The sequence below is a fragment of the Actinoplanes sp. HUAS TT8 genome, assembly GCF_051380535.1.
In the GTDB taxonomy this organism is placed as follows: domain Bacteria; phylum Actinomycetota; class Actinomycetes; order Mycobacteriales; family Micromonosporaceae; genus Actinoplanes.
Map to the genome: position 1 here is coordinate 2,875,009 of NZ_CP195646.1, position 12,673 is coordinate 2,887,681.

Consider the following 12,673-nt stretch of genomic DNA (forward strand, 5'->3'; position numbering starts at 1 on the left):
AGTTACGGTGAGCAGGTGTTGTGGGAGGACGGGCTGTCCGGTTTCGACGTGCGAACCGCCCTGGCGAACCGGCCGCCCGGCGTCGTGACCATCCGCGACTTCCCGTGGGACGAGACGCCGGGCCTCGCCCCCGACCTGCTCAGGATCGAAGCGGCCCTGCACGCCCTGCACGGCCCCGCCCCCGTGGCCGCCGCACACGACCTTCGCGGTCTGATCTGCGCCGACGGCCACACCCGGAGCTGTGCGGCTTTCGTCTTGCCGACCCTGCTGCGTAGCGCGGCGCGACCGGATACCCCGGTGCGCGGCGAGTTGCTGCAGCTCGCGGGTGACCTGGCCCGGGTCGACAGCGACCGTCAGCCGGACCGATCGGATCTGCTGGAGGCCGGATTTCCGCAACTGGTCTTCGACGGCTGGGGACACGTCGTGAACCGTGCCGTCGAGGCGGTCCGCCTGATGATTGGCCGGGACGCCGACCTTCTGTTTCCGCTGCTCCACGACCCCGATCCCGGTGTCCGCAGCGGCAGCGCCTACACCCTGGCCACCGCCCTGCCCGCCGCCGGCATGGTCACCGATGCGCTGACGAGCCGATTGGCGGTCGAGGCCGACGACGCTGTCCAAGCCGCACTGGTGCTCGCGATCGCCCAGCACGAACGGGAGCGAGGACGGTTCGCCGACGCCCTGGCCTGGTGTGCGCAGCGATGGATCGACCCGTCAGTGTCGTTGGGTGTTCGCTTCGGCACCGGGCTCGCCTGGCTCGGCCTTACCGCCGAGCCGGCGCCGGGTGCGCTCCGAGCCTTTCTCGCCGAGCTGCCGCAGTTCGTCGCCCACGACCTGCTGAGGCAGCTGCCGTGGTGGTGGTTCACGTTCGCGGACGGGCGTTCGCCGCGGCGGTGGCTCGACCATCTCGACCCGCCGGTGGGACCGGCGTAGGCCTCCGGGCGTCTCCATCCCGCGGCGGAGGCGGTACACGGCGACGATGATCACGACGTTGCGGTACTCGTCGAGGCGGACGAAACCCTTGGCAGCTCCGTCGGGAGCTTGCGGCTCTCGGCTTGGCCTTGCAGGTGGGCGGGGCGCGGTTCGCCGCTATGTTCTTCCGGGACCCTATGCAGAACTAGGCATAGGGGATAAGGTCGCCGTCGTGAGTTCGCTGCGCATGACTACACCGCGTCTGCTGGCGCTGCGTGTGTTGCTCGACGATCCCGGTCGTGAGAGATACGGGCTGGATCTGGCGCTGGAAGCCGGTCTCGAACCGGGGACGGTGTATCCGATCCTGGTCGCCTTCGAGTCGGTGGGGTGGCTGTCGAGCCGGGAGGAGGACGTCGACGTCCATGCCGAGGGCCGCCCCCGCCGGCGTTACTACCGGCTGACCGCGCTCGGTGTGACCGCCGGCCAGGAAAGGTTGGCCGCGGTACGGCAAAGGCGCTCGACCGGCACCAGCGGTCGGCGGCTGGCGTGGTGACGACAGCGACCGCCGAGCGGATTCTGGTCGCGGTACTGGCCGGTCTGCTGCCTCCCGGCTTTCGGGAGCGGCAGCGGGCCGAGTGGTCGGCCGACCTCGCCGACCTGCGATCAGCCGGGCCCGCCGTGCGCTGCCGATATCTGATGGCGGCCGCATGGACGCTGCCGACGTTGCGCCGGGCGGTGCGCCGGAGTCGTGCCACCTCGCTGCCGTTCCTGTCGCCGCGTCGCCTACGAGCCGGCCTCGGGCGTCCCGGAACACCGGGCATCGTGGCTTTGGCGACGCTGGTGTCGCTGTTGGCGGGCCTGTTCGGGGCGGCGTACGCGACCCGCGCCGGCTGGGAGTACGCGACGCCGCTTCCCGTCGGCACGCAGGCCCAGATGCTGGGGCGGACGGTCTTTCCCGGCCTGACGGTGCGTGGCGGGAACGATGCTCCGTTCTGGAACCCGTCCGGCGAGCAGGCCGAGTTCGGTGCGGTTCGCTTTGTCGTCGATCCGGCTGACACGCGGCCGGTGACGACTACGACGGCTGCGATTCGTGACCGGCTGGCGGCAACGGGATGGCGAGCCGTCCGGAACCCCGATGTCGGCATGCCCGGGTTCGCATCGTCGGCGCAGACCGCCGTACTGAAGATGGCTCGTGATGGTCTGGTTGTCACCTATGACGGCGGTGACGATTTCACGGTGGCGCGGGCGGTGCCGCCCTGGATGGGATGGGTCGCCGCGTCGGGGGCGCTGGTGGGCGGGTTGATCGGCTGGGCATTGACCGGCTGGGCGGGACGGCGGGCCGATGTCGGCTCGGCGGGCGGCCAGCTCGCTGCGATGGTGGCCTGGCCGACCGTGGTGGTCATGCTGGTCCAGCTGCTGGGTGGTCTTCTCGGCCGGCCCGGTGGGCAGACCTGGCACGACATGTTCTACCTGCATCTGCTCTACATAGTCGAGGGGCCGCCGAAGTGGACCGGCGCGGTGGCCTTGGTGGCGGTTGTGATCGTTGCCGTCCAGGCTCGCCTGTCGCGTCGACCGGGACAGTATCCGCCACCCGGTCGTCCAGGCCCGCTTCCGGCCGCTTGAGGGTGCTTCCGGCAGCCGGGAAGTCGGTGCGCCGGGCCGGCCGCCCCACGCGAGCGGGGCGGCCGCCGTACGTCAGAACAGCACCGCCGGATGGACGGCGGCCATGGATAAATGCCGCTCACATGGTTGAGAACAGGCGCTGCAACTTCTCCTCGGTCGGCGAGCCCGGCTCGGCCGCGAAGACCAGCAGATCCTGGCCCTCGTCGGGGTCCACCAGATACCGGCTGTACAGCTGCAGCTCACCCAGTTCCGGATGCAGGTAGCGCTTGAGGTCGAGATGGTGCGTGACGTCCACCTCGTGCCGGCGCCAGACCTCGGCGAATTCCGGGCTGACGGCCAGCAGCGCTTCGACGATCTCGCCGGCGACGCCCGTCGGGTCGGCCGTGTACACCTTGCGCAGATCCACGGTGAAGACCCGGCCACGCACGTTGTGGTCCTCGGGCGGATAGACGGCTCGTTGTGCCGGATCCGTGAACCAGCGGTAGATCAGGAAGCGGGACATCCCGGTGAAGTGGGTGTAATCGCCGAACAACGCAACCGCCGACGGGGTCTGCAGCAGCGTCTCGCCGAAACGGGAGAACACCATCGCGGGCGCGGCGCCGAGCTGTTCGACGATGCGTTGCATGGCCGGGGTGACCTTCTCGTCACGCCGGCTGTCCCGCGGCGCCGAATGCCCGCCCAGGTCGAACAGATGCCTCAGCTCACTCGGGCTGAGCCGCAGCCCACGCGCCAGGGCCGCCAGCATCTGCTCGGACGGCATCGGACCGCGCTGCTGCTCGAGCCGGCTGTAGTAGTCGGCCGACATCCCGGCGAGAACGGCGACTTCCTCGCGCCGCAGCCCGCCCGTACGGCGACGCGAACCCCGGGGAATCCCGACATCCTCCGGCTGCAGCGCCTCCCGGCGCGCCCGGAGGAAATCCGCCAGCAGTGCTCGATCCATCGACAAGTCCGTCTTTCCTGGAAAACAGGCTCTCCGGGCCGAGCCGGAGCCGGATGGTGATCCGCATTCATCTATTACCGTACGGCCGTGCGCGGCCCCCGGAACCGGGCCGCCCCACGCGACGCCTGTTCCGGGGGACCGCACCTGCTTCGCCGCCCATGCCCCGGGCGACAGGTACCGCAGCGCTCAGCTCCGGTACACGGCCTCGATCACGCCGGCCAACTCGTCCGGGTGGGACAGGAATGGCGAGTGCGACGAGTCGAGCTCGAAGACCCTGGTCGGGGCGGCTGACACGGCGTCGATCTCCCGGATCAGACGACGTTGCAGGGCGGGACGTACGGCGTTGTCCCGCTCGCACACCACATAGCTGTGCGGGACCGCGCCGTACCGCCGTGGGGTCACCGACAGCACCTCGGCCGGAATGCCCATCGGGCCGTCCACGCTGAGCAGGGCGACCGCTGCGTCGGCCGTGCTCTCGTCGATGCCGTTGTAGAAGCACTCCCGCACCTGGGGCCGCCGGTCCTCGGGCCGGATGCGCAGGGCGCCGACAGCGGCCGGATCGGCGGCGAGCAGGGAGCCCACCATGTCACCCTCGTTCTCCGGCATGACGATGTAGTCGACCGTGGCGTGCCCGCTGACCGGCGCGAACGCGGTGACGTACATCAGGTGGGCGAACAATTCCGGCGCCTGCTCGGCCGCCGCGGTGGCGACCGGGCCGCCCATGCTGTGGGCCACCACCACGCACGGGTCGCCGCCGCCGATCTCGCGGAGCTGCCGGATCAGGGTGGCCGCGGCGGTCGAAGCCGTGACGGTGGCCACCGGTGACGGCTCGGTGGCGAACGCGGCCGGATCGAACGGGGCGGACCATCGCGACCGGGGCGAGTGGGCGCCCAGGCCGTGACCGTCGAGATCGACGGCCACGGACGGAATGCCGCGCCCGGCCAGCCGAGCGGTGACGGGGCTCCAGCACCAGCTGCCGTGCCAGAAACCATGTACGAGAACAACGTTGCGCATGGTCCCGAACGCTAGGGGCGGGCCGCGCCGCCAACCACGTCCTGTTTGTGCGGGGCAGATCGAGGCGACGGCCGGTAGGAGTGCAGGGCAGCGATCCGGGCGGCGCTGGGCGTACCGGGAACGGGTTTGAGCAGGAGCATGCGCTGCCGCCAGGCCGAACTGGTCACGATCGCGCAGTCCAGGTCGAGTCGGCCGACCCGTGGGTCGTGCACGACCTTGGTCGGGCAGTGCAGGGTTGCCACCGTGTGCCGCGCCCACATCCCGCGGAACTCACGACTGACCTCGATCAGCCGTTCGGCCAGGTCCCGGGCCGCGCTGTCCTCGCCCCGCTCGGCGATCAACGTGCGCAGGTCGGCGACGTACGCGGCGCCGGTCTGCTCTTGATTTTCCGGCGGATCGATCCGGTGCCGCCATTCCGGCGAGGTGAACCAGTGCCAGATCAGGTTTCCGGTCAACCCCGGTCGCCCGGTGAACCGGCCGAACAGCGTGACGTTGAGCCAATTCTGGGCCAGCACCGTGCCCAGCTCGTCGGTCACGAAAGCCGGGGTGGTGTCCGAGACGGCGTCGAGCACGTGGGCCAGCCCCGGATCGACCTGCTGCGGCTCATCGCGGCGAACCGGCGCACTCTGACCGGCCAGCCGGAACAGGTAGGTCTCCTCGTCGCCGGTCAGCTGTAACGCCGCCGCGATCGCGGCCAGCACGGTGGCCGACGGCCGAGGCCCTCGACCCTGTTCGAGCCGCTCGTAGTAGGAGGCCGAGACGGTGGCGAGGGCGGCGACCTCCTCCCGGCGCAGGCCCGGCGTGCGCCCGGTCGTCCGGGCGGTCAGACCCACCTCGGCCGGGGTGAGCTCCTCCCGCCGGCGTCGAAGGAACTCTCCCAGCCACGCTCGGTTCTCCACGGTGCTCAATCCTCGCTCGCCCCAGTCGCCTCGACGCACCGGCGCCGGACGTTCCGGCCCGCGCCGCCGACTTTGCGCTGATCAAGCTACCTGAGCATCTTTCCGGCGACACCGTCACCGTCGCGTCCGGCGCGGCGCCGGCACCTTGTGGATCACATGCGGCAGGCTGCAGCCGGCCTTGACTGAAACACGCGCGAAATGGCCGTACGGCCAAGTTTTGAGGTCTTGATCTTGATTGCATAATGTGCCGTCCCCTGTGGCACATTTTCCCTGGAAGGCCAGCTATGACGTATCCCGCTGCCCAAGGCGCGATGCTGACCGTGCAACGCCCGGTCGAGATCACCTACGCGGCTCGCGACTACAAGATCTTCGTCGACGGTGTGAAGGCGGACTCCGTCAGCGTGCGCAGCTACATCGACATCCCGATCCCGGCCGGCCGGCACGTGGTCAAGGCCAAGATCGACTGGTGTTCCAGCCCCGAGTTCGTGATCGAGGCCGCGCCGGGGCAGCGGGTGCTCCTGGAGGTGCGGGCCGACGGCCTGTTCTACGAGAAGATGTTCAACCAGGTGTTCCGGCCGGGCCGTTTCCTGGCGCTGAACCCGCTGCAGGGCTGAGCCGAACCCGCCGGCCCGCGACGACGACCGCCGCGGGCCGGCGCGATTCACCAGTCGCTGTTCGTGGCTCCCACCCCGAGGATGATCTGGTCGAACAGATTGCCGTCGTTGTCATCGGTGTACGCGACCGGCACCTCACCCCAGGCCGAGACCGCCACCTGGAACTGATCCTGCCGCCCGGTCGTCGTGCTGGTCAGCGTCTGCGCGCCGAGCCGCCCGGTGAACGTCCCGTCCGGGTTGATCCCGCGCACCCAGCCGTCCAGCCCGGAGACCGTCCAGCCGACGACCGCGCCGCCCTGATCGTCGAGCCCCACGCTCGGCGCTGCCGCCCCGGTCGTGGTCGAGACCTCGACCTCGGTGTGCTCGGCGACCCCGTCCGCGGTGAACGAGCGGGCCCATACCCCGTTGGTCCCGGTGTGGTCGGACTCCCAGCCGATGACGAAGTCCCCGTTGTAGTTGGCCGCGACGGCCGGTCGCCGCTGCTGCCCGTCACCCAGCGAGTTGGCCGACCGGCGACTGAGCGTGACCGCGCCGTTGGCCCGGGCCAGGCGCACGAGACCCACGTTGTCGTACCCGTTGCCGTCGGAGTCCTCCTCCCACACGACGTCGGCGTCGCCGGAGGCGGAGACCGCGACGTCCGGCCGGTGATGCGCCCCGGTCGTCTGGGAGGCCGTCACCTCGTACGCCTTGGTCGTCGCGGCCGTATAGCCGGCGGCCTTGACCGTGTGAGCGGAGCCCTGGATGTCCTCCCACACGACGGTGAACGCCACCGCCGAAGCGCTGCCCGAACTCCCGTCGGGGTCGACCGCTACGCGCGGAACCCGCTGGTCACCGGCGGTGTCGGCGTTGGCCCGGCCGGACGCGAGCACGGTCCCGGTCGGCGACACCACCCGGTACGGGATGTTGAACACGCCGTTGCCGTCGGGGTCGTCGGCCCAGACGACCACCGCGTTCCCCTTGTCGTCGAGCCCGACGTCGGGCGTGATGTGCTTCCAGTTGACGCCGCTGGTCCCGCCCGCGGACAGTTTGATCTCGTAGACCGGCGTCCCGTCCTTGAACAGCCGCAGGTAGATCTCGGAGTGCGTGTCGTCCTCGGGCGCGGTCGTGTCCCGATCGTCCTCCCAGACCACCGCCACCTGACCATTACGGTTGGTGGCGATCGAGGGTCCGTCCTGGTCACCGGTAGCGACGCTGTTGGCCGTCGAGAACGACACGAGCGCGGTGGACAGCACCGCGAGGTGGGCGATCACAGCGCCACCAGCCCGGGCGTGCCGTCAACGATCGCGAACGACTTCAGCGTGGAGACGGCCGCGCCGTGCTCGGTCACCGATGCGACCGCCCGGAAATCGGCCCGCACCTGGTCCGGGCTGATCGTCGTCAATGTGTAACCTCGCCGTTCGGAGTAGAACTTCAGATGCGGATTGGTCGCCACGTTCGGAATTGTGCTGGTCGCGGTGCCGTTCCCGCCGGACGCGATCGACGTGCAGACCAGCTCGGTGCCGATCACCGCCGAGTTCGGGCTGGCGTAGTCGGCGAGCAGGTTGTTGGCCCACGCGGCATGAACATCACCGGTCAAGACCAGAGGATTACGTACGTTGCGATCGCGCCACCCCTGCTGAATCCGCGCCCGCGAAGCCCGGTACCCGTCCCAGGCGTCCATGTTGGCCGCGCCCGTCGCGTCGAACTCCCGCGCGAAGAACACCTGCTGCCCGAGGATGTCCCAGGTCGCGGTGTGCTGGTCGAGGCCGTCGAGCAGCCAGCTCTCCTGCGCCGCCCCGGTCAGGGTCCGCGTCGTGGTGTCGGCCGCCGCGCACACCTTCCAGCCGTCGCTGCAGGCCTGGTCGTCGCGGAACTGCCGGGTGTCGAGCATGTGGAAGGTGGCCAGCTTGCCCCACTGCAGCCGCCGGAACAGCGGGATGCCGTTCCCGCTGGGCGCCTGCGCCGGCCGCAGCGGCATGTTCTCGTAGTACGCCCGGTAGGCGGCCGTGCGGCGCGCGGTCCACTGGGCGGTGGTCAGCGCCGGGCTGCTGTCGGCGCGCACCATGTTCGCGTAGTTGTTCTCCACCTCGTGGTCGTCGGGCACCACGATCCACGGCGCGATCGCGTGCGCGGCCTGCAGATCCGGGTCGGCCTTGTACTGCGCGTAGCGACGCCGGTAGTCGGCCAGGCTGACGATCTCCGCGCCCGCGTGCTCGCGGACCGACCCGGTGGTGGCCGCGTCCTCGTAGATGTAGTCGCCCAGGTGCAGGATCAGGTCGGGCCGGTCCTCGGCCATCCGCCGGTACGCGGTGAAGTAGCCCGACTCGTAGTGCGCGCACGACGCGAACGCCATCCGCAGGTCGCTGCCGAACGTCCCGTCGGCCGGCGCGGTGCGGGTGCGGCCGACCGCCGAGATGTGCCCCTGCGCGCGGAAGCGGTAGTAGTACTCCGCGCCGGGCGCGAGCCCCTCGGCCACGACATGCACCGAGTGCGCGTCGGCGTACCGGGCGGTGACCGTGCCGGACGCGACGAGCGAGGCGAAGGTGGAGGTGGTGGAGACCTGCCAGTCGACGGTGACATCGGCATCGGCCATGCCACCCTGGCCGTCGGCGTTGAGCGGCGCGGGCGCCAGGCGTGTCCAGAGGACGACGCTGGAGGAGTCCGGCTCGCCCGAGGCGACACCGAGGGTGAACGGGAACGGGACGGCGGCGCTGGCCAGCGACGGAACGGCCAGCGAGCCCGCGGTTGCCAATCCGCCGAGCACAAAGATTCGGCGATTGATGACTGTCATGGACGCAGACGTTCGGCGGTCCGCGTTAACTATAGGCATCCATCAATCTAACGGGACCTACACCGGAAAGATACTTTGTAGACGGTGCGGTGCCTAAATCGGGGTGACGATGCGCAGCGCGGCCGCCGCCACAGTCTCCCGCAGCGCCGCCACCGGCGGCAGATCAGGCAGGTCCCGCCGCATCCCGATCACGCTCTCGACCAGGCCGAACACCAGATCCCCGGCAACATCCGCCCCGCTCAACCGGCGATAGGCGGCCCGCAACTCGTCGCGCTCGCGGCGGAACCGGGCGAACGGCTCGGTCGCGATCTCCGGCAACGCGTACAGAATCCCGATGTTCCACCGCGCGGTCAGCAACACCTCGACATCGAAGCGCACCAGCGACTGCAACGCGTCGGCCGCGCTCAACTCACCCAGCGACTCGGCGTGCGCCAGCGACGGCCGCACCGTAGCCTCCAACAGCTCGGCGAGGATCTGCTCCTTGGTCTTGAAGTGGTAATACAGCGACGCCTGCCGGATACCGACCCGCTCGGCGATCAGCCGCGTCGAAGTCGCCGCATAACCCCGCTGCGCGAACAACTCGGCCGCCGCGTCGAGAATCTCCTCACGCGCGGTCGCGGCCGGCAGCCGGCGCGCCCCCGAGCGCGGCCGGCCCACGGATGCTGCTGATGGTGCTGAGCTCACCCCTGAATCCTGCCACGGCGCTGGGCCGGGGCCGGGCGGCGACCCTGACCGCCCGGCCCCGCTCGGTAAGGCTCAGCCGGCGTCCGGGTCCTCGATCGGCGGATTGATCGGCAGGTTCGCGGTCTCCAGGAACGCCTGCAGCCACGTGGTGAACGCCGGAAGCTTGTCGTTCTCGACAAAGGCGAAACCGTGATCGGCCATCACGCAGGCCAGCGCCTCACCCATCCCGTCGATGGTCAGCTGCGTCATCAGGTGCTCCTTCCGGTTGGGCCCGGCGGACGCCGGGAGGTATGCGGCGCAGGCCGTTCACCTGCACGAAGATGGATCGGCGATCGATCGCGTCGCCCGCCGAGTTGATCTCGTAGACATCGAGCCAGATCCAGCCGACATACGTCTGCCAGTCGTGCACGCGAATGACGCGAACCATGATCGGCGTGGTGAACTGCACGCTTGCCGCACGCCCGACCAGCAGAATCTCGCCGGATCGGGGGAGCGGCGGTTCGTCAGGCACGGCCGCGTCCGGTCACATGCCATTCAAGATCAAAACGACTATGACGTACGTCCATGGCTGGCCCCTGTCCGCTCGGCGAGAAGGCCCGGATCGTCGGCTCGCGAAGGCGTCGGGGATCTGGGCGGCGAGATGGCGCGCTGCCTGCGGTGGGGGAACGGTCGACTGTGAATATCAGCCGTTGCGCCCGGCGTCGCGCTGCATGCTGACCAGAGTGGCACCGGCGCTGCGGGACGTCAATCTTATGCCGTAACTTTTCGCGGCTCGAACGAGTGACAAGATGGTGATCATAAATGCGACAGTTATTGCAAGTTGCATAAGAAGCGAGAATGATGTCCTCGATCGTCACTCCAGTGGAGGAGGAATTCCCGCCATGGCTCGACCGATCGGCCCGACCATCCCGCGCTGGCAACTCGGCGAACAGCTCAGCCAGCTGCGCTCGGCGGCCGGCAAATCCCAGCAGGACGCGGCCAACCGTCTGGGTTGCTCAGTCAGCAAGATCCAGAAGATCGAGGGCGGGGAGGTCGGCACCAAGCCGGTCGAGCTGGAGGCGCTGCTCGCCCTCTACGGTGCTGCGGAGTCGCTGAGCAGCCAACTGCTGGAGCTGCGAGCTCTCGGCGCCCAGCGCGGTTGGTGGTCCAAATACGGTGCTGTGCCCAGCCCCTTCGCGACTTTCCTTGGTATGGAGAGCGCCGCGACAAAGATCCGAGTCTTCGAGCCGCTCATGGTCTACGGCCTGCTCCAAACCCAGGACTACACCCATGCGCTTATCGAGGCGCACACCCCTGCCCTGACTGATGCGGAAGTCGACCGGCAAGTTCAGATTCGTATGGAACGCCAAGAGCGGGTGTTTTCGGACGAACCGCCGGACATCTGGGTCGTACTCGATGAGGCCGCGCTTCGCCGTCAGATCGGGAGCCCTGAAGTTATGGCCCGCCAGCTCAACCACCTGCTGAGATTGCCGAAGCGGGTAACGGTTCAGGTCGTTCCCTTCGCGAGCGGTGGCTACCCGGGCGGGCTTGGCGGCCTGACGATCTTCGAGTTTGCCGACGAAATGCACTCGCCCGTCGCCTACGTTGAGTGCCAAGCTGGCAACCTGTACCTCGAACGAGAAGATGATCTGGCTCGGAGTAACGTTGCTCTCAACCACATCGCCGCAGCAGCTCTGAGCAAGCAGCAATCCCGCGAGCTGATCGCGGCGATCGCCCGCCAGTTCGTGCCAGAGTAGTAGGAGCATTCGATGGACAAGTACCAGGTCAACCTGGCCGGCGCGCAGTGGCGTAAGTCCACCAAGTCAAGCACCAACGGCCAGTGCGTTGAGTATGCTCAGGTTGACGGTTTCGTGGCGATTCGTGATTCGCAAAATCCCGACCGTGAGCCGCTGATCTTCGACGCCAACGAGTGGGAGTGCTTCCTCGACGGCGTCGCGAAGGGTGAGTTCCCGGTGCCCGCCGTGTGAACCTGAGCCCCATCTGACGGCCCGACCCCGCGCGAGCGGTGGCCGGGCCGTTGCTGTTGATCACTGTTGAGGCGCGGGGAACTCCCCGTCTGCGGCTCCTTCCAGGAAGGAGTCCCACTCGTTGGCGTCGAAGATCAGCGGCGGCCGCTCAGGGTTCTTCGAGTCGCGGATGGCGACAAAACCCTCGACTTGGGTGTACTCGACACATCCGCCGTTGGCGGCCGATTTGGTGGACTTGCGCCACCGTGCTCCGGAGAGATCGATCTCGTACCTTTCCATGGCTGCCCCTTCCTGAGGTGTCGGTTGATCGCCCGGACGAGACGTACCTCGCCCGGGCTCCCTCACCCGCCAGGGTGTAGCGCCAGGCTAACTCCGCCCGGCCCTCCACAGCAGACATCGACCAACTTCTTATGCCGTAAGCCTTCAACTTGGCATTTTGCGATGCAACTTGCACGTCGCGAAACATCGCCGCTGACGTCTTCTGCAAGGGCATAACCGCCACGAATCCGCGCGCCTGGATGCATCGCCGCGAGGCGTTGGTGAATCCTTACGTGCGGGCGTTCCCGCCTGGTCTTCGCTGGAAGGTCCACCGGGTGGTTCCTCGTCGGATTCGACCGCGTCCCGGACGCACCGATCCCCAACCAGCCGGCAACCGCTGGGGCGATTGGCTCAGTCCTGCTCTTCGCCGCAGCTCGCCGAGACTGCATGATCAGGTATTGCTATTGCTCCTGGCGGGCGGTCGATCACTCTTCGCCGGAGAATCGTTCCCAGGCGGATTGCCGGGTGATCCGCAGGGCGGTACCGATGCGCGCCCAGGTCACTCTCCGTTCGCGCAGGATGTTGACCAGCCGTTGAAGGCTCGCCTCGGTTTGAGCTCCGACCGCCAGGACCTGGGGAAGCAGTTCGAGGATCTGCTCATCGGTCATCCCGTTCTCCCGGGCCGCCATACGCCCACCCGAGTTGGCCGGGTCATCCTCATCCGACCGCAGGATGTCGTTGCACAGGTCGACGCACTCGTTACAGATGTACACGCCCGGCCCGGCAATCACCTTCTCGACCTCCGAGCTCGGCTTGGCGCAGAAAGAGCAGCACAACTGCACGGCTGTCGCGGCGGTGCTCGTTTCGCTCGACATCTCATCTCCCGACGCTGAGGGGTTGTCAGGTAAAGCCTGACATCTGTCAGGGTACGCCTGACGGCCTCCTCGGGTCCAGGGTCATGAAGGCAGATACTCACGCTCTTCGATCCCGCGTGC

General features: G+C 68.5%; 15 protein-coding genes and 1 pseudogene. 6 read left to right on the forward strand and 10 right to left on the reverse strand.

Translation table 11 applies throughout. From position 1 onward, the window contains the following. Nucleotides 1-15: 15 nt before the first annotated feature. The 3 genes from ACSHV8_RS12640 (at nucleotide 16) to ACSHV8_RS12650 (ending at nucleotide 2,532) form a co-directional block, all read left to right on the forward strand. On the forward strand, nucleotides 16-930 hold the full coding sequence (locus tag ACSHV8_RS12640) for a hypothetical protein (RefSeq protein WP_436532579.1): 915 nt from the start codon (nucleotides 16-18) through the stop codon (nucleotides 928-930). A gap of 211 nt (nucleotides 931-1,141) precedes the next feature. After that, on the forward strand, nucleotides 1,142-1,462 hold the full coding sequence (locus tag ACSHV8_RS12645; RefSeq protein WP_436532581.1) for a PadR family transcriptional regulator: 321 nt from the start codon (nucleotides 1,142-1,144) through the stop codon (nucleotides 1,460-1,462). After that, nucleotides 1,459-2,532, forward strand: coding sequence for a hypothetical protein (locus ACSHV8_RS12650; RefSeq protein WP_436532583.1), 1,074 nt, complete (start codon nucleotides 1,459-1,461; stop codon nucleotides 2,530-2,532). The genes ACSHV8_RS12645 and ACSHV8_RS12650 overlap by 4 nt, the downstream gene beginning before the upstream one ends. Before the next feature lie 118 nt (nucleotides 2,533-2,650). Here ACSHV8_RS12650 and ACSHV8_RS12655 read toward each other — a convergent pair whose 3' ends face one another. The 3 genes from ACSHV8_RS12655 to ACSHV8_RS12665 all read right to left on the reverse strand — a co-directional run bounded on the left by ACSHV8_RS12655 (nucleotide 2,651) and on the right by ACSHV8_RS12665 (nucleotide 5,385). Further along, nucleotides 2,651-3,472, reverse strand: a complete 822-nt coding sequence (locus tag ACSHV8_RS12655; protein ID WP_436532585.1) for a helix-turn-helix transcriptional regulator — start codon at nucleotides 3,470-3,472, stop codon at nucleotides 2,651-2,653. A gap of 186 nt (nucleotides 3,473-3,658) precedes the next feature. After that, nucleotides 3,659-4,486 (reverse strand): alpha/beta fold hydrolase, encoded by an 828-nt coding sequence (locus ACSHV8_RS12660; RefSeq protein WP_436532587.1) that lies wholly within the window; start codon nucleotides 4,484-4,486, stop codon nucleotides 3,659-3,661. Nucleotides 4,487-4,497: 11 nt separating this feature from the next. Then, the gene (locus ACSHV8_RS12665; RefSeq protein ID WP_436532588.1) at nucleotides 4,498-5,385 is read right to left on the reverse strand and encodes a helix-turn-helix transcriptional regulator; all 888 of its coding nucleotides are present in this window, start codon (nucleotides 5,383-5,385) and stop codon (nucleotides 4,498-4,500) included. Nucleotides 5,386-5,669: 284 nt separating this feature from the next. Here ACSHV8_RS12665 and ACSHV8_RS12670 point away from each other — a divergent pair, with 284 nt between their 5' ends. Then, entirely contained in the window at nucleotides 5,670-5,999 is a 330-nt protein-coding gene (locus ACSHV8_RS12670; protein ID WP_436532589.1) for a hypothetical protein, read from the forward strand. Nucleotides 6,000-6,046: 47 nt separating this feature from the next. On the opposite strand, the gene ACSHV8_RS12675 is transcribed toward ACSHV8_RS12670, so the two are convergent. From ACSHV8_RS12675 to ACSHV8_RS12695, 5 genes are all read right to left on the reverse strand, one after another. Beyond that, a complete protein-coding gene (locus ACSHV8_RS12675) occupies nucleotides 6,047-7,249 on the reverse strand; it encodes a hypothetical protein (protein WP_436532591.1) in 1,203 nt (400 codons plus the stop codon). Next, nucleotides 7,246-8,769 carry an alkaline phosphatase D family protein gene (locus ACSHV8_RS12680; RefSeq protein ID WP_436532592.1) on the reverse strand — a complete coding sequence of 508 codons (1,524 nt, stop codon included), beginning with the start codon at nucleotides 8,767-8,769 and terminating at the stop codon, nucleotides 7,246-7,248. The genes ACSHV8_RS12675 and ACSHV8_RS12680 overlap by 4 nt, the downstream gene beginning before the upstream one ends. Before the next feature lie 93 nt (nucleotides 8,770-8,862). After that, nucleotides 8,863-9,426, reverse strand: coding sequence for a TetR/AcrR family transcriptional regulator (locus tag ACSHV8_RS12685; protein WP_436532594.1), 564 nt, complete (start codon nucleotides 9,424-9,426; stop codon nucleotides 8,863-8,865). A 99-nt stretch (nucleotides 9,427-9,525) separates the two neighbouring features. Then, the gene (locus tag ACSHV8_RS12690) at nucleotides 9,526-9,702 is read right to left on the reverse strand and encodes a hypothetical protein (RefSeq protein ID WP_436532596.1); all 177 of its coding nucleotides are present in this window, start codon (nucleotides 9,700-9,702) and stop codon (nucleotides 9,526-9,528) included. Beyond that, nucleotides 9,671-9,964 (reverse strand): hypothetical protein, encoded by a 294-nt coding sequence (locus ACSHV8_RS12695; protein ID WP_436532598.1) that lies wholly within the window; start codon nucleotides 9,962-9,964, stop codon nucleotides 9,671-9,673. The genes ACSHV8_RS12690 and ACSHV8_RS12695 overlap by 32 nt, the downstream gene beginning before the upstream one ends. 370 nt (nucleotides 9,965-10,334) lie before the next feature. Between ACSHV8_RS12695 and ACSHV8_RS12700 the strand changes: the two genes are divergently transcribed. Together ACSHV8_RS12700 and ACSHV8_RS12705 are read left to right on the forward strand one after the other, a co-directional pair. Further along, nucleotides 10,335-11,189, forward strand: coding sequence for a helix-turn-helix domain-containing protein (locus ACSHV8_RS12700; RefSeq protein ID WP_436532600.1), 855 nt, complete (start codon nucleotides 10,335-10,337; stop codon nucleotides 11,187-11,189). Between the two features lie 12 nt (nucleotides 11,190-11,201). Further along, on the forward strand, nucleotides 11,202-11,420 hold the full coding sequence (locus ACSHV8_RS12705) for a DUF397 domain-containing protein (protein WP_436532602.1): 219 nt from the start codon (nucleotides 11,202-11,204) through the stop codon (nucleotides 11,418-11,420). A 60-nt stretch (nucleotides 11,421-11,480) separates the two neighbouring features. On the opposite strand, the gene ACSHV8_RS12710 is transcribed toward ACSHV8_RS12705, so the two are convergent. Both ACSHV8_RS12710 and ACSHV8_RS12715 read right to left on the reverse strand, forming a co-directional pair. Next, on the reverse strand, nucleotides 11,481-11,699 hold the full coding sequence (locus tag ACSHV8_RS12710; RefSeq protein ID WP_436532604.1) for a DUF397 domain-containing protein: 219 nt from the start codon (nucleotides 11,697-11,699) through the stop codon (nucleotides 11,481-11,483). Nucleotides 11,700-12,373: 674 nt separating this feature from the next. After that, nucleotides 12,374-12,553: pseudogene (locus tag ACSHV8_RS12715) on the reverse strand (ClpX C4-type zinc finger protein); the annotation flags it as partial. Nucleotides 12,554-12,673: the final 120 nt, after the last annotated feature.